Origin of the sequence: Acinetobacter sp. H1(2024), from assembly GCF_046557555.1 — a bacterium.
Taxonomy (GTDB): Bacteria; Pseudomonadota; Gammaproteobacteria; order Pseudomonadales; family Moraxellaceae; genus Acinetobacter; species Acinetobacter seifertii.
Genome location: NZ_JBKGFO010000001.1, coordinates 209,031 through 225,806 on the forward strand (window position 1 = coordinate 209,031; position 16,776 = coordinate 225,806).

At 39.4% G+C, this 16,776-nt stretch carries 16 protein-coding genes; 9 read left to right on the top strand and 7 right to left on the bottom strand.

The window, feature by feature from the left end; translation table 11 throughout:
• Positions 1–21: 21 nt before the first annotated feature.
• Genes ACLCEG_RS01015 through ACLCEG_RS01025 form a run of 3 tightly spaced genes read right to left on the bottom strand, consistent with a single transcriptional unit; the run spans position 22 to position 3,481 of the window.
• Positions 22–1,362: an MFS transporter gene (locus ACLCEG_RS01015; protein WP_410565100.1), complete on the bottom strand. Its 1,341-nt coding sequence runs from the start codon at positions 1,360–1,362 to the stop codon at positions 22–24.
• A gap of 9 nt (positions 1,363–1,371) precedes the next feature.
• Positions 1,372–2,184, bottom strand: coding sequence for an amidohydrolase family protein (locus ACLCEG_RS01020; protein ID WP_212283907.1), 813 nt, complete (start codon positions 2,182–2,184; stop codon positions 1,372–1,374).
• Positions 2,185–2,191: 7 nt separating this feature from the next.
• Positions 2,192–3,481 carry an SLC13 family permease gene (locus ACLCEG_RS01025; protein WP_410565102.1) on the bottom strand — a complete coding sequence of 430 codons (1,290 nt, stop codon included), beginning with the start codon at positions 3,479–3,481 and terminating at the stop codon, positions 2,192–2,194.
• Positions 3,482–3,592: 111 nt separating this feature from the next.
• Between ACLCEG_RS01025 and ACLCEG_RS01030 the strand changes: the two genes are divergently transcribed.
• Complete coding sequence (locus tag ACLCEG_RS01030) at positions 3,593–4,324, top strand: GntR family transcriptional regulator (RefSeq protein WP_019456733.1); 732 nt, start codon at positions 3,593–3,595, stop codon at positions 4,322–4,324.
• Between the two features lie 89 nt (positions 4,325–4,413).
• Here ACLCEG_RS01030 and ACLCEG_RS01035 read toward each other — a convergent pair whose 3' ends face one another.
• Positions 4,414–5,346, bottom strand: coding sequence for a LysR substrate-binding domain-containing protein (locus ACLCEG_RS01035; protein WP_410565106.1), 933 nt, complete (start codon positions 5,344–5,346; stop codon positions 4,414–4,416).
• A gap of 99 nt (positions 5,347–5,445) precedes the next feature.
• Here ACLCEG_RS01035 and ACLCEG_RS01040 point away from each other — a divergent pair, with 99 nt between their 5' ends.
• Together ACLCEG_RS01040 and ACLCEG_RS01045 are read left to right on the top strand one after the other, a co-directional pair.
• On the top strand, positions 5,446–5,880 hold the full coding sequence (locus ACLCEG_RS01040; RefSeq protein WP_410565109.1) for a DMT family transporter: 435 nt from the start codon (positions 5,446–5,448) through the stop codon (positions 5,878–5,880).
• A 9-nt stretch (positions 5,881–5,889) separates the two neighbouring features.
• The gene (locus tag ACLCEG_RS01045) at positions 5,890–6,348 is read left to right on the top strand and encodes a DMT family transporter (RefSeq protein ID WP_410565112.1); all 459 of its coding nucleotides are present in this window, start codon (positions 5,890–5,892) and stop codon (positions 6,346–6,348) included.
• A 101-nt stretch (positions 6,349–6,449) separates the two neighbouring features.
• Here the strand turns inward: ACLCEG_RS01045 and ACLCEG_RS01050 are convergent, their stop codons facing one another.
• Complete coding sequence (locus tag ACLCEG_RS01050; RefSeq protein ID WP_204085036.1) at positions 6,450–7,343, bottom strand: LysR family transcriptional regulator; 894 nt, start codon at positions 7,341–7,343, stop codon at positions 6,450–6,452.
• A 154-nt stretch (positions 7,344–7,497) separates the two neighbouring features.
• Here ACLCEG_RS01050 and ACLCEG_RS01055 point away from each other — a divergent pair, with 154 nt between their 5' ends.
• From ACLCEG_RS01055 to ACLCEG_RS01080, 6 genes are all read left to right on the top strand, one after another.
• Positions 7,498–8,535, top strand: coding sequence for a cupin domain-containing protein (locus ACLCEG_RS01055; protein ID WP_410565116.1), 1,038 nt, complete (start codon positions 7,498–7,500; stop codon positions 8,533–8,535).
• A gap of 27 nt (positions 8,536–8,562) precedes the next feature.
• Positions 8,563–9,783, top strand: coding sequence for a 3-hydroxybenzoate 6-monooxygenase (locus tag ACLCEG_RS01060; RefSeq protein ID WP_410565119.1), 1,221 nt, complete (start codon positions 8,563–8,565; stop codon positions 9,781–9,783).
• The gene (gene maiA / locus ACLCEG_RS01065) at positions 9,780–10,418 is read left to right on the top strand and encodes a maleylacetoacetate isomerase (protein ID WP_410565122.1); all 639 of its coding nucleotides are present in this window, start codon (positions 9,780–9,782) and stop codon (positions 10,416–10,418) included. Before ACLCEG_RS01060 ends, maiA begins: the two co-directional genes overlap by 4 nt.
• A gap of 32 nt (positions 10,419–10,450) precedes the next feature.
• Positions 10,451–11,152 carry a fumarylacetoacetate hydrolase family protein gene (locus ACLCEG_RS01070; protein ID WP_410565125.1) on the top strand — a complete coding sequence of 234 codons (702 nt, stop codon included), beginning with the start codon at positions 10,451–10,453 and terminating at the stop codon, positions 11,150–11,152.
• Between the two features lie 111 nt (positions 11,153–11,263).
• On the top strand, positions 11,264–12,607 hold the full coding sequence (locus ACLCEG_RS01075) for an MFS transporter (RefSeq protein WP_191011662.1): 1,344 nt from the start codon (positions 11,264–11,266) through the stop codon (positions 12,605–12,607).
• A 76-nt stretch (positions 12,608–12,683) separates the two neighbouring features.
• Positions 12,684–13,940 (top strand): OprD family outer membrane porin, encoded by a 1,257-nt coding sequence (locus ACLCEG_RS01080; RefSeq protein ID WP_191011661.1) that lies wholly within the window; start codon positions 12,684–12,686, stop codon positions 13,938–13,940.
• 78 nt (positions 13,941–14,018) lie between these two features.
• Here the strand turns inward: ACLCEG_RS01080 and ACLCEG_RS01085 are convergent, their stop codons facing one another.
• The gene (locus ACLCEG_RS01085) at positions 14,019–15,107 is read right to left on the bottom strand and encodes an HlyD family secretion protein (protein ID WP_191011660.1); all 1,089 of its coding nucleotides are present in this window, start codon (positions 15,105–15,107) and stop codon (positions 14,019–14,021) included.
• Positions 15,104–16,681, bottom strand: a complete 1,578-nt coding sequence (locus ACLCEG_RS01090) for an MFS transporter (protein WP_410565129.1) — start codon at positions 16,679–16,681, stop codon at positions 15,104–15,106. Before ACLCEG_RS01090 ends, ACLCEG_RS01085 begins: the two co-directional genes overlap by 4 nt.
• Between the last annotated feature and the right edge of the window lie 95 nt (positions 16,682–16,776).

The window sequence follows — 16,776 nt, forward strand, 5'->3', positions numbered from 1 at the left end:
TGAGAGTAAATAAATGATTACCTAAACTGCTTTTTGAACCTTTTGTGCTTTCGGTAAAGTCGGTTTTCTTCCCAAATACAACGCAATCACGGCACCAATAAAGGTAAGAATGCAGAGTGGTAAAAGTGACACAGGGAAACTACCCGAATAATCTTTGACTATACCCATAATAGAGTTCATAAGCCCAGTACCCACATGTGCAATGGTATTTACCGCTGCAATACCAACAGCAACTAAAGTAGGTGGTAAGCGCTCAGAAACCAACGCCCAGAAAGGACCTTTAATGGCATAGTTACCCATCAAAACGAGTGAGAATAAAAGTAAGCTCAAGGTTAAAGATGAAGTAAAAATAGTAAGGAGCAAACCAAAACTCGTCACAAACAATGGAATAGCTGTGTTGAGACTCTTATTACCACTTTTATCGGCATGTACACCCCAAACAATCATGAAAGCGGCAGCTAAACCAAACGGAATCATATTTAAAAGACCCGTCTGCATGGCAGTTAAATGGAAAGCCTTTAAAATCTGAGGCATCCATAATGATAAAATATTGCTGGTTGCAGAGCTTCCTGCATAAATAATCGCGAAAAACCATAAATATTTATTGGTAATCAGAAGCTTAAACTTACTCTTTTTCTGTTCGGCACTGTCTTGTTTTTCAGTATTTAACTGTTGGTTTTTTTCAAAAGTTAAGGTACTCGATAGCCATTCTCTTTCCTCAGAACTTAACCATTTAACATGATTCGGTTTATTTGGAAGCCAAACTAAACATAATATGCCAAGAAGAATTGCAGGCAATGCTTCAAAAATTAAAAGCACTTGCCATCCACTTAAACCAACCAAGCCATGTAAACCCAACAGTAAGGCAGATAATGGTGAACCAATAAAATTAGATAAAGGAATGGCAACCATAAATACGGCAACAATTCGAGCCATATATCGTTTAGGGAACCATAGGGTTAAATACAGTAATACACCAGGGAAAAATCCGGCTTCGGCAGCACCAAGTAAAAACCGTGAAATTGCATATGAAATAGGGCCAGTAATGAAGGCGGTACAGCAACCGACAATGCCCCAAGTAATCATGATTCTGGCAATCCAGATGCGCGCACCCAGCTTTTCCATTGCCATGTTACTTGGAATTTCAAATATGACATATGCAATAAAAAATAAGGTGGCACCAAAACCAAAGGCAGTAGCAGTTAAACCAATTTCTTGGTTCATGGTTAATGCTGCAAAACCAATATTTACCCGATCAATATAGGCGATGAAATAACAAAGAATGAGGAAAGGAAGAATACGGAAAGAAAGTTTACGGATCGTTGACTTTTCTACTTCCGATATAGATATATCATTTTTCATACATACTCCTTATGTACGTGAGAAATCAAACAGCTCGGTAGGGTTCTGATTTAAAATTAAACATTGCTCATGTTTATCAAACACAATCTGTTTAAAAGCTCTAAATGCATTTTCATAAGTAATTAAAGATTCATGTTGGGTATGCGGCCAATCGCTTCCCCAAATGAGTTTGTGTAAAAAGCCTTTTTCTTTAAAAATGTTATAGGCCTGTCGTGCCGTATTTATGTTGTTTGGAGCGGCACCCAAACGGTAGAAACCGGACACTTTAATCCAGTGCTGTTTTACGTTAAGTAAGCTTAAAAATTTCTGATAATCCGGATCTTCAATCCCTTTAACAGGGTCAACTCGGCCAAAATGGTCAATTACGACATCAAAGCTGTATTCATCTAATTGTGGCAAAAGCTGTACCAGATATTTTGGCGGTGCGTGTAATTCAACTTGCCAGTTGAGGCTTTCCACATTTCTTAAAAATTTTTGCCAGTCAGGCGTATTTAGCGCAGGAGGGTTAAGACCAAATAGATTTAAACGAACACCAACGATGCCTTGTGCCTTGAGATTCACTAGCTCATCAAAAGTCGTCGTATATTGAACAACGGCGATTCCTTTTAAACGGTCAGGGTATTGCTGAATTGCGTTTAATATCGCTTGGTTATTGGTACCCAAAAAGCTGGGTTGAACCAAAACACCATGCGTGAAATTATGTTCATCAAGATGAGAGATAAAACTTTGTACAGTTGCCTCATAATCAGGTGCATAACGTGCTGTTTCGATACTGTGGTCCTGTGTCGAAAAAACATGTGCATGTGTATCTATACAGTTCATTTTCATCTCACATTACAAATTTTAAAGCGAAAATAGCGATTAAAGCGGCAATGACTCCTACAGGAATTGCTTTCAATAACAGTTGATTAAAGAATGTGGTTTTATCGATATCTGCTGGTGCTGAAGCCATAATGAGACTACCGCCAGAAGAGAAAGGAGAAATCGCTGTAGATTGAGCGCCAACCACAATACAAATAAAGAGCATTAGTGGATTTAGGCCAGAACTCAAAGCAAGAGCTGGAACGATGGGGAATAAGGTAGGCGCAACCACACCTAGAGTGCTTGAAAATACAGACATAATGGCACTGATCAGACATAACAGTACTGGAATAACCCACACAGGAACATTGTTTGCTAACCATTCAGATAGGGTCGTAATAATGCCAAGCTTCACACCTAATGCGATGAGCATACCGACACCGCAAATCATGATCAGTGTTCCCCAAGGCACAAGTGCAATGACCTTTTTCTCATCGGCAAGTTTCATAAGTAGACTTATGAGCGAGAAGGTAATGGCAAGGAAGGCAATATCAATTTTGGAGTTTAAAAAGCTAATCGTTTTTACATCGGGAAAAACAAGATGCAAGATTGGAAAAACTAAAACAATCGACATCATTAAAATAATAAGGAAGATGGATTGTTTCTGTTTTTTGTCGAATGGCTCAGGCTTTTGATCTTCAATCACAATTGAATTACTTTTTCTATTCCACAGGGTGTAAATTCCCAACACCGCAATTGGAATAATTAAAGTTAAGACAAAAATGCCACCGCTATATGAAAAAGCGGTTTGTGAGCTAATGCCAATATTTTCCATTAAGCTTCGGAAAATAATGCCACTTTGCGATGTCATAAAATTTGCGCCAGCTAGAGCGCCGTAATTTGCAGCCATCCCGCCAATAACCATATTCATATTAGTTTTTTTACACAGCAGCAGTGTAATGGGTGCCATAAAGGCAAGTACCGTATAAAAACCAGCACCTAGGCCAGCAATAATGGTTGCTGCGAAAAAAATCGCTAAAGGTAAAAACTGGGGAAACTTACGGCATTTATATAAAAGATGGCTGGCAAGCTTCTCTAGTGCGCCATTTGCCAAAGCAAAGTTATAAAACAGAGTGACAGATAAAATAATAAAGAAAATTTTGACAGGCCATAATTCAATAACTTCGGAAGGTTTAAGACCCATGCCAAAGCAACCAATCAGGTAGGCAAACGCTATCGTAAAAAATCCGATATTGATTTTTGTTTTATAACCTAAGCCTATAGATACAGCTAAAGCTATCAGCATCAATGCGGTCATATTATCTTCCTTGATAAATATATAAACATCTAAACATATATATGTTTGCTTTTTTGTATTACACAGAACTATGCTAATATTGTCAAATCGATTTCATAATGTTTAACGCAAATGCTTGATGAGACTGCATTTAAAAATTTTAAATTGCCAAGATATGAAAAGGTCCGTTGGGAACTTCAAAAACTACTGATTCAGTCAAAATGGACAGTTGAAGAGCCTATTCCAAGTGAACAAGAACTTGCGCAAATGTATAGCGTATCGGTAGGAACCGTTAGAAAGGCGGTTGAAGGACTGGTTGAAGATGGCTTATTGGTCAAACAGCAAGGAAAAGGAACTTTCCTAAAACAACCTAACTTTGAAAACTCGCTCATTCGTTTTTTTAGATTACGTAATAAAAAAGGCGATTTTATTCAGCCACAAGGACAAATCAAAAAAGTAGAAGTGTGTGATGCAATTCCGGAAGTAAACGCCGAGTTAGGGCTTGGGCACACCGAAAAGCTGATTTATATCGAGCGTGTTCGTAAGCATGAAGACGTCGTTGTGTTAAGCGAAAGAATCTGGCTGCCTGAACGCTTATTTAAAAATCTGGAAGAAATTCCAATCGCTGAGTTTGGGAATCTACTTTATCCTTTTTATTATCAGCACTGTGGCCAATTTATTTCTTCTGCAACAGAACGGTTAACTTTTGAGAAAAATATCAAAGATAGCCATTTAAATAATCTCCTTGAAGATCCTTTAGTGAAGGTATGCCGTATCGCAAAAAATCTTGAAGGCGTAGCAGTCGAATACCGTGAGTCTTATGGTTTGGCCGATAATTTTCATTATGAGATAGCAATTAATTAGTATCTAACGGTGATACCTGATTTCAGTGTTTATTTAATTGCTGCAATCAGGGTGTTTTTGTCTTTATAAATGATGATTAAAAGAAAAATTTAATTCTGCCAATACGGTGTGTCTCCATAGATTTCAGCAAAATAATTTATTACCACTCGAATATTTAAGGGCGGATGGCGGACATTTGGATAAATGGCCGCGATATGCTGGGGGTGTGATTTAATCGCGACTTCATATTCAGGTAAAAGCTTTATTAAATCACCTTGTTTTAAAGCCTCACCAATCAGCCAATCAGGAAACAAAACAATCCCCATGCCATGAAGCGCAGCTGTCATTAAACTCTCGGCATTGTTTGAAGACAGCAATGGAGTAATTGGATAATGTATCCATTCTTCATTGGGCTTTCTTACTAACCACCGGTTAGGACCTTCAAAACCTTTATAGACTAGGCATTTGTGCTGATTAAGCTCTGTCGGATGATCAAGCGTACCGTATTTAGCAACATACTGAGGAGATGCTGCCAAATGATATTTCTGTGTACCAAAAATACGGGCATGAAATGATGAATCAGTCAGTGCTCCAATACGAAATATTAAATCTGTGCTTTCACGTAATGGATCTATAAATTCATCGGTTTGAATTAGTTCTATTAAAAGTCTTGGATAACGCTCTGATAACCCAGCTAACCACGGCGCAATATGCCGTTGCCCAAAAAACACAGGGGCATTAATGCGGACGAGTCCCGATGGCTCTATGGTTTTATCTTGTAAAGCCTTTTGAGCTTCATCAAATTGTTCGGTAATTTTTTTCGCATATTCAAAAAATAATTTGCCCGATTCGGTCGGTGTGATTGCTCGCGTATTTCGGTAAAAAAGTTGCTGGCCTAACGCATCTTCAAGCTGTTGGATGGTGCGAGAAATCATAGATGCAGACACATCTTCTTTACGTGCTACATTTGAGAAGTTGTGAGCATTGTAAACACTAATAAAGAAGCGAAGCGTGCGGATATCAATCGAATTTGTTAAATCCATTTGTGCAATTTCTGCAAAAGTGATTCATGAATTATGCTGTTTTTCAGATGAATTGGCTACCTTAGTATTCATTGCCTAGATACAGATGAGGCAATGTAGATGCAAATTCTATTACTACTCCTAACCATTTTAGGGGGGATGGGGCTATCGGTCGAAGCAGGGCTTCTAGGGCCGTTAGGAAAGGAAGTGGGTGAGTTGTGGGCCACGTTTAGTATTTTTGGTGTGGGTGCAGCACTTACCTTTTTACTCATGTTGTTTTTTAGCCCACGCAATAGCCCTTCATTTTTTACACTTCCATCTTGGCAATTACTCGGTGGCGTTTTAGGTCCTGCTTACGTCATTATTTTGACTATTACGACTCCAATTATTGGTATTGCTATGACCATGATTGGCATTTTAGCGGGACAGGTATTTAAAAGTCTGATTATCGACCACTATGGTTTACTGGAAACTCCACATCGGAAAGTAGACCGTAAACGAGTGGTGGCACTCATCTTTATTGTTGTCGCACTTGTACTTGTGGCAAAAGCGTAGGAGATAGCCATGACAATTTTAATGATTCTTCTTGCCGTCATTGGCGGTGCTTTGCTGAGTGTACAGGCCGCAATTAATGGTCAACTTGGAGTGAAAGTTGGTGTATTTCGTAGTGCTTTTTTGACTTTCTCGGTCGGTGCTCTAATTACGGCTCTCCTTATTTTTTACTTTGAACCCAAACAAACTTTAACGTTACTAGATGTTCCTAAATGGCAGTTATTAGGTGCCATGTGTGGCGTACCTTATATTGTCATTATGGTACTGGCTGTACAAAGAATCGGAGCTGCGGTTGCCACTGTGGCTGTGATTTTTGGACAACTTTTGATGAGTATCTTGATTGATAACTTTGGCTGGTTCGGTAATGAAATGCTTCCTTTTTCACTGTATCGATTAGGAGCGCTAATTTGCTTAGGGATCGCTTTGTACTTTATCTATTCAAGTAGCAAAGATAAAAAGGTAGAAGGGTAATGCTGTAAAAAATTTTATAAAGACTTTGTGTGGAGCAATTTATCCCTCTACGCAAAGTCTTTTTATTTTTATTAGATTTTAATAGTGTCTGATTAAATATTCTATTCAGAAAAAAGTTCAAAACATACTCTTCTTAACCATTGGTTGCTTGGTGTTTGATGAACTCGTGCATGCCAATGCTGCTTCACACTATAAGTCGGAAAATAATAAGGAGGTTCTAAAACTTTTAAGCCACCTCTGACTAAAAGCACCTGACTTAAATAATGAGGAATGGTCGCAATCGCGTCTGTGTCTTGAACAACTAAACCAACCCCTAAATAGCTTGGCAAACGAACCAGAATATTACGGTTTACTCCTAGTTTTTGTAACTCATGCTCCAGCACGTAATGTCCACCCGTTGCAAAAATATCGACATGTAGCTCTTGGCGAAATTCTTGGTCTGAAAGCGTTGTGCCTGTAAGCCTCGGGTGTTCTTTACTGGCAATACAAATATAACGTTGCTGGAAAAGTGTTTGCTGATAAAAACCTGCTTCAAGCTGAGGCAAAAAACCAATGGCTAAATCAATGTCTCCATTTGACATCATCACTGGTGTATTGGCATCAATAGGGACAATTTCTAAGCGAATATTGGGGGCATGGGCACGTAAATAATTGATCAGTTTAGGTAATAAAACCAGATGGCTAATATCAGTCATGCTGATTTTAAATTGATAATTTGAAGTCTGTGGATCAAATTCAATATTGTAGTTTTGAACCAGTTTTAGTCGGTTCAGAATTTCTACAACCAGCGGATATATTTGTTTAGATAACTCAGTAGGTTGCATCTTATTTTCAATACGGACAAAAAGTGGGTCCTGAAAATGCTCACGTAATTTATTTAACGCAATACTTAAAGTCGGTTGTCCGATTTCAAGCTGTTCAGCAGCTTTAGACACACTGCTATGTTTATAAATTTCAAAGAAAATTTGTAAAAGCCGAGTATCAAGATCAAACACTTTAATTTCCTTGTATTGATTTTATCAATACAGACTATTGTTTTTTGTGCCTAGATTCAACAATTTTCGATTGTTACATTGATGATCAAGGAAGAATAGGTCGTAAAAGTACAAAGCATTCTTGTACAAATTGGCCTTAAATAGAGGATCTGAAATGGAACAGTTAGCAACGCTAGATGACTTGCCAAAACGTTATCTTGGTCAACTTGAAGAATCAAATTTAGTCCCTTTATGGCCAAGTTTACGTAATGTATTGCCTCCGCATAAACCTATGCCGCAGACGGTAGCGACCGCATGGTATTTTCAGAATATTAAACCTTTATTACTCGAAGCAGGTGAGTTAACACCGATTGAAAAAGCTGAACGCCGTGTATTGGTTTTAGCCAATCCCGGACATGGTCTGGAAAATATGAAAGCCAGTTCGGTCATGTATCTTGGCATGCAGCTTTTGTTACCAAAAGAGTGGGCGCCATCACATCGACATACCCCAAATGCAGTGCGTCTGATTGTTGAAGGTGAAGGCGCGTATACGACTGTTGAAGGTCAAAAATGCATGATGGAGCATGGAGATTTAATCCTTACGCCATCCGGGCTTTGGCATGAACATGGACATGATGGCGATGAGCCTGTGATCTGGTTAGATGTACTGGATTTACCTTTGGTTTATTACATGGAAGCTTCTTATGTACAACCGGGTGAAATCCAAAAAGTGACCAGTGCCGGAAATGCTCATCATTATGGAACGGGGATTGTACCCACTGCACATTTTACCCGTGAAAATGCCTCATATCCGATCATGCGCTACTCTTGGAAAGAAACCAAAAAAGTTTTGCATGCGCTTGCAGATGATAACAACCATCAAGCTCCAATTCAGGTGACTTACATCAATCCTGAAACCGGTGATGACTGTCAAAATATTATTGGTTATTCGGCTTTAATGCTCAGACCAAATGAAAATTTACAGCTCCAACCGCGCTCTACTGCCCAAATTTTTCATGTGATTGACGGTCAGCTCCAAGTCAAAATTGATCAGAAAGATTTCAATTTAAATAAAGCTGATACGGCCTGTGCGCCATGTTTTTCTCATATTGATTTAATCAATACCTCAGATCAACCATGTTATTTGTTTATCGCAGATGAAGCCCCCTTACAACGGAAACTGGGTTTGTACTCGGTGCGTGAGCGCCAGTAAATAGAATATTTTATAAGGATATAAATCATGTCAAATACTCAACAACCGATATTAATTGCTGGTGGCGGCATTGGCGGATTTGCAGCTGCACTCGCTTTGGCAAAACAAGGCTTTAAGGTACAGGTTTTTGAACAAGCCCCTGAAATTGGTGAGATTGGTGCTGGAATTCAACTAGGGCCAAACGCATTTCATGCTTTTGATGCGCTAGGAATTGGTGAAATTGCTCGCAGTAAAGCAGTCTATACCGACTATATGGTTATGCATGATGCGATTGATGAATATCAAGTCGGTAAAATTCCAACCGATGAAAAATTCCGTGAACGTTTTGGTAACCCATATGCGGTGATTCACCGTGCCGATATCCATGGTTCATTGGTTGAAGGTGCTAAACAATACGGCCACTTGGAAATCATCACTAATTGCCAAATTCAAAAAGTTGAACAGGATGATGCGGGCGTAACGATTACCGATCAACATGGCACGCAATATCATGGTCAGGCACTTATCGGTGCTGATGGGGTTAAATCTGTTGTGCGTGATACCTACGTGGGTGACCCAGCATTGGTTACAGGTCATGTGGTTTACCGTGCTGTTGTACCTGAAAGCGAGTTTCCCGAAGACTTGAAATGGAATGCAGCCAGTATTTGGGTCGGGCCAAATTGCCACCTTGTGCATTATCCACTACGCGGCGGAAAGGAATATAACGTTGTTGTGACGTTCCATAGCCGTGAGAAAGAACAGTGGGGCGTAACCGACGGCTCTAAAGAAGAAGTGCTGTCTTATTTTCAAGGAATTTGCCCGAAAGCTCGTCAATTGATTGAGTTACCTAAAAGTTGGCGCCGCTGGGCAACTGCAGACCGTGAACCTATTGAAACATGGACTTTTGGCCGTGTGACATTACTTGGCGATGCAGCACATCCAACCACGCAATATATGGCGCAAGGTGCATGTATGGCGATGGAAGACGCCGTAACTTTAGGTGAAGCGTTACGTGTTACCGACCATGACATTTTAAAAGCTTTTGATATTTACCAAAAAGCACGTGTGGCACGTACAGCGCGTATTGTTTTGTCTTCACGTGAAATGGGCAAAATTTACCATGCCAAAGGTGTGCAACGCTTGGTTCGCAACGATTTGTGGCGTGGACGTCCTACCGAACGTTTTTATGATGCAATGGAATGGTTATATGGCTGGAATGTCAATAACTGCCTTGATGCAGTGAAAAACTATCAAGGGAATGTGGCATGAAACTTTATAGCTTTTTCCGCAGTGGTACATCACATCGGACTCGCATTGTATTGAACTTAAAGGGTTTGGCTTACGAAGCGACTTATATATCGCTTGCTAAAAATGAGCACCATCAAACTGCTTTTAAAGCTTTAAATCCGCAAGGATTTGTACCGGTACTTGAAACTGAATCGGGGAACTTATTGCAAAGTCCAGCCATTATCGAATGGCTGGAAGAACAATATCCCGAACCCGCTTTATTACCTACAGATGCATTAGGTCGTGAAAAAGTCCGTGCCATTGCTGCTTTAGTTGGATGTGACGTCCATCCATTAAACAACAAGCGTGTTCTTGAATACTTACGTCAGAACTTAGGGCTGGATGATGCACAAATCAACGCATGGTGTGCCAAGTGGATTCAGGATGGATTTGCAGCTTTAGAGCATATTTTGGAACAAGACCAGAATCGAGAAAAGTTCTGCTATGGCAATCAACCGACCATTGCAGATGCCTATTTAGTTCCACAAGTAGTTTCTGCCGAGCGTTTTAAAGTCGATTTATCGGCTTATCCAAACATTAATGAAATTTACCAACATTGCATGACCTTAGAAGCATTTCAAAAAGCAGCACCTGAAAAGCAGGCCGATGCATTTTGAGTCGTGATTAACTTAATAGAAGGAATTTAGATATGTCATTTATTTTTGAACCAATGACCACTGCGGGTCTATTTATTCACGGCTCAGCGCATAAATTTCCAGTACGCCGTGTGTATTGCGTTGGCCGTAACTACGCTGCTCATGCACGTGAAATGGGTTTTGACCCAGACCGTGAACCACCTTTTTTCTTTTGTAAGCCAAATGACCTTGAGTCAGTTATTCCGGTAAATACAGATGCGGTTGATATTCCATATCCATCTGAAACTTCAAATTTTCATTATGAAATCGAGTTGGTCGTTGCAATAGGTAAAGATGCCAAAAATGTCTCGGTTGAGGATGCAGCGAACTATATCTATGGCTATGCAGTTGGTTTAGATATGACACGCCGTGACTTACAGATGGCAATGCGTGAAAAAGGTCGCCCATGGGAAATCGGTAAAGCTTTTGATTTTTCTGCACCAATTGGCCCAATTCATCCGATTACTCAAACGGGTGAAATCAATAATGCCGATATTCATTTAACTGTAAATGGTAAAACCGAACAGCACAGCGATGTCAGTCACCTGATTTGGTCTGTGGCTGAAACGATTGCGAATTTATCTACGTTATTTCAACTAAAAGCAGGTGATTTGATTTTTACAGGAACTCCAGAAGGTGTGGGTGCTGTAGTGAAAGGTGATGTTATGCGTGCAGACATTACCGGGCTGACTGGCATTACGGTGAATGTGAAATAAATCAAATTGATCTGATTTATTGAAATAGGTGCTCAACCTAAATAAAAAATACAGTTGGGCACTTTTGCTAAGGATTGCATATACGCCAATGTATTGGCGAAAGGAGCTCTCATGTCTCAAAATTCTATAGACGTACAAAGTTTCATTGATGAAATACCGCTATCGTCTTTGCAAAAATTAATCATGTGGTTGTGTTTTTTGATTGTTGCGATTGATGGATTTGATACCGCAGCAGTTGGATTTATTGCACCTGCTTTAAAGGCAGAGTGGGGGTTGCAAGCAACCGATTTGGCACCTTTATTTGGCGCTGGCTTATTTGGACTGATGGCTGGTGCACTCATTTTCGGACCTTTATCCGATAAATTAGGCCGTAAACCGATTTTGATTGGGTCGGTCATTATGTTTGGAATTGCCAGTGTTTTTGCCTCTTTTTCAGCAGATTTACAAACACTGATTATTTGGAGATTTCTCACTGGTTTGGGTCTAGGTGGGGCTTTACCCAATGCAATTACTTTAACCTCTGAATATGCGCCTACATCTCGTCGCTCTAATCTTGTAACCATGATGTTCTGTGGCTTTACTGTGGGTTCCGCTCTTGGTGGTATTTTTTCGGCTCAGCTACTTCCTCATATTGGCTGGCACGGTATTTTGCTCATTGGGGGAGTATTACCTTTAGCGACTGTACCTTTCTTATATTTTTTATTACCTGAATCTATTCGATTTTTAGTGCTTAAAAAGAAGGGTACCGAAAAAATTGAAAAGATTATTCACCGTATCGCACCGCATTTAAATAGTACTCCGACTTTGGTTCCAACAGTCAATGAAGTCGAAAAATCAAGCTTGAAAGATTTGTTTAATAAAGGCTTTGCTTTGGGCACTTTTTTGATTTGGTTTACATTTTTTATGAGCCTTCTCATTATTTATATGATTTCAAGTTGGATGCCTACTTTACTGACCAATGAGGGCTTTAATTTATCCAACGCATCATGGCTTACTTCAATTTTCCAAATAGGTGGAACCATTGGTGCGATTGTCTTAGGCCTGCTAATGGATAAGATGGATGCAACCAAAATTTTAAGTACGGCTTATGTTTTTGGCGGATTGTTCCTGATTTGTTTGGGGTTTGGAATTGAACAGGCAAATACGGCTTTATTGATGTTTGCCATGTTTGGGGTAGGTGCAGGAATTAGTGGTTCGCAAGTGGGAGCAAACGCTTTTGCATCTAGTTTTTATCCAACACATTGCCGAGCAACAGGTGTAAGTTGGGCCAACGCAGTAGGGCGCTCAGGATCGATTGTGGGATCAATTATGGGCGGCTGGTTAATGTCATTAAATCTCTCCAGTTTTGAAATTTTAAGCATTTTAGCGGTACCAGCATTTTGTGCTGCGGTTTCGTTGTTACTCATTAAACGTTTAAAGAAAAATCGCTCTCAACTTTTAGTCGCTTCAAATTGAGATAACACGATTCCACCGAAAATATATGTCTGTGCCAAAGGATGGCGCAGACAATAGTTAAAGGATGATTTGTTTCATGAAATATTTAAAAACACCATATTTAAAGTTTTCTACCCTTTTATTTATCTGTAGTGGTCATTCAGTGTTGTGGGCAGCAGATACTACTCAACAAGGTGAAGATGAATGGAAGTTCACGCTAAAGAATGCCTATATCAACCGTAATTTTGATAATGATGCCTTAAAAGATACTGGCAGTTGGTCTCAGGCAGCATCATTATTTTATAAATCAAAAATGAATGACACTCCGTTAATCATAGCAGACAAGCCAATCACGATTGGGGCCGATGCTTCTGTTCAATATGCCGTTCGCTTGAGTTCAGACAAACACGTTGCAGACACGGTTTTGCCTTTTAATAAAGAAACACAGTCACAAGCATCTGACTTTTTAAAATACGGCGCAACTTTAAAACTGGGCTACGATAAAACTTTATTAAGCGTAGGCGAACTCTGGTTAGATTTACCTGTAACGGCTGTAGATGCCAGCCGACAATTACTTGCTTCTTATTGGGGAACTAATCTTAGGTCGCAACTTTCAGATCAGCTCTATGCCGAAATTGGCCGAGTTGAAAAAGTGTCACCACGCAATGAAGAAGACTTTAAAAAGTTTTCTTTCACATCAAATGGAGTTACTAAAGAATCTGATGGTTTGAACTACATTGACCTACGCTATCAATTTACGCCGTCACTGAAGGGTGAATATTACTTCGGTAATTTAGAAGGCCTCTACAATAAGCACTATGTAGGACTTGAGCATAACTGGAAACAACCTAACTTTGCGCTTACTTCTAAATTTAAGTACTTCAATGCCAAAAATGACGGCAATACTTTTGATATCGATGCGCAAAACATTGGAGTACTAGAAACACTCAAAGTAAAAAATCATACCTTTGGCTTGGGTTACCAACAAATTATTGGTGAATCGGCATACCCATTACCGGATGGTTTCTTACCAGAGACCTATTTCATTAACTGGAATGCCACTGGCTTCTTTAAAAAAGATGAAAAGTCTTACCATGTCATGTATGGCTACGACTTTAAAGATTACGTGCCGGGCTTAAATGCGATGGTGAAATATGTTTACGGAAATGACTTTAAAGCAGCCAATGGTGAGAAAAATCATGAAACTGAGTCAAATGTCATTCTAAACTATGCATTTCAACAACCTTTCTTAAAAGGTCTTGCCCTGCAATATATTCGGATTGATTACAACGTTAAACACGGCAATGACTTTGGTGAAGACCGCTTGTTTGTAAACTATACCAAAAAGTTTTAAAGACTTTTTAAAACTCATCATTTAAAAAGAGACCATTCAATGGTCTCTTTTTTTTTTAATTAAGTCACAACCTCAAATTTACTTTTTATTGGTATCTACAGAAACTACAACAGATAGACCTGGGCGCAACAACTTAATATCTTTTTGATTTTCAATAAGCTTGATGCGTAAAGGTAAACGCTGAACAATCTTAGTAAAGTTACCTGTCGCATTGGTCGCCGAGATCGGAGAGAAAAATGCCCCAGTAGATGGAGAGAAGCTGTCTACTACACCTTTTAACTCAACATTGTAAGCGTCAACATAGACAGTGACAGGCTGACCGATTTTAATTTGTTTTAGCTCAATTTCACGGAAGTTTGCTTCTACATAAACCTGATCTAAAGGAACAACCACCATGAGTGGATTACCGGCGCTTACAAAGTTACCTACGTTAGCTGACTTTTGACCAATCATGCCATCAATAGGTGCTCGAACTTCTGTATAACTCAAATTCAGCTTTGCTTTATCAAGTGCCGCTTGAGCTTGTTTTAAAACAGCTTGTTTGGCTTGAACCTGAATTTTATATTGGTTGAGCTGATACTGTGCATCGGTAACTTTTTCTTTACTGCTGTCTAAGTCAGCATATTGCTCAGTCAATGTAGTTTTTGACTGTTGTGTAATTAATCTAGACTCAGCACCAAGTGCCTGTAGTTGCTCATAACGCGCCGTATTATCTTTGGTGAGTTTAATTCCAGCTTCTACTTTTCTAAGCTGAGCCTCTGTTTCTCGAATAACAGTCGGTTGTCTTTCTACTGCCAGCTTTGCTTCATTTAAATCAGCTTCAGCTTTAGCATAATTAGACTCTGCTTCAGCTAAAGCCGCTTCATAATCTCTTGCATCAATCCGTGCCAAAAGCTGGCCTTTTTTTACGGTCTGATGATCTTTAATATAAATTTCTTCGATATTTCCAGAGACTTTAGGAGCAATGGTTGAGTACTCTACATCTACACGTGCATCGTCTGTTTCAATAGTCGAAGATGGTAAAAATATAAGTTTTAAAACCCATAAAATAGAGGCTAAAACAATAATGAACGCAATAACCATAACCCAGTGTTTTTTTAGATATTGCATCTTTGTTAATTTGGCTGACTCGGTCGCAGAGTGATCTTGGGCTTCTAGAGTACTCATAAAGATTTTCCTGAGTTATGACTATTCATTAACTTAATGAGAGCAATGCGTGGTGGATAAGTTCTAACGGGTAAAATCAGCATAACGATAAATAAAATTGCAGTAAGGCCAGCTAAAATTAGATATTGATCGCTAATAACTAAAACAGATTGTTGCGCCTGAATCGCAGAACTTAGGGCAGATAAACCGCCTGAAACACGATCTGCACCATTTGCGGTAAGCACAGGCGGAGTAAGTGGATTAATGACAGGGCCTTGAATATTTTGGAAAACATGTTGTGCAGTATTTTCAATTAGCCGTGTTGAGTGGTATTCACCACGTACGCGATTGACCCAATCCAATATGCACACACCCAGTACACCGCTAATCGCACGCGGAGTGTTAATCATCGGTGATGCATAAATTGCCATGGTTGGATGAACACTGTTTGTACCCATCATTAAGAGTGAGAGCACAACACAGGTTTGGCCCAAACATGAGATGGCATGCCAAAAGTAAAATTGGTCTTGATTCCAAGTGGTATCGAGTTGACTTGCACCTAAACAACCGGCCATCACCAGAAGCAAACCAAAGCCATGTACATAACGGCTGTCGACCCAAGCTTGATTTAAAAGCTTAATAACAATTGGAATATAAATAAATTGTAAGGCCGCAATTTGTAAACCAATCCACATGGTTTGAGTTGGTTTATAACCATGTACAGCGCTTAAGTAATTGAGTGGTAAAGTGCTTGTTGACATGCCAATAACCACAAAACAAAACAGGGCAATAACGGCATAGGCAAAATTTCGTATTTCGAGCATTTGCGGTTTAATTAATGGAGTTGGATAGCGCCATTCATGTATTAAAAATAAAGGTAGGGTAATGGCACTGATTAAAGCCAAAACACAAATCAATTTTGAATGGAACCAGTCCAAGTGATTGCCATGTAAAAGCATGGTACTTAAGCTTGCTAAGCTAATAATGGCTAAAATGGCACCTGTCCAATCGTAAGTTTTTATTTTTGAATAATTTAATGGATCTTGCGGAATACCAAAGTAAACCAATGCAGCACTTAGCGCACAAAAAGGAATGGTTTGGAAAAATATCATTTTCCAACCAATCACATCTAAATAAAATGCAGAGAGTGCAGCACTTAAGTTGGGAAAGAAAGTTGCTGTTAGCGCATAGCAGGCCAAACCCCATAAACGGATTTCTGGCCCTAGAAATCTAAGTGCACAGGCCATGAGTAAAGGAATGGTTAAACCATTGGCAAGTCCTTGCAAGCCGCGTAATAAATAAAATATTTCAATGTTGGGACTAAAAGGAATTAAAACGCTAGAGAAGAGACAAAGACCTATGGCAAAAAGAAGGACTCTGCGCATGGAAAAAATAACGGCCCAACTGGTAGAGAGGATCATGCCAATAATCATGGCACTGGCATAAATACTGCTGACCCAATAACCAGAGTCAACACTAATACCCATTGCACCGCGAATATCGACCAAAGTAATACTGGTAATTCGGTTATTAAATTCGACAGTCATTGCTGCAAAAATTGCACCTGCCAAACCGATGAGTGGTCGTATATTCATCTTTTACCTTAAATTTTAAAAATGAACTCGTTGCATAGTGCAGTTATTGAGCTCAACTGTACCGATCGGTACTGTACTATCTTATTAAAATTACG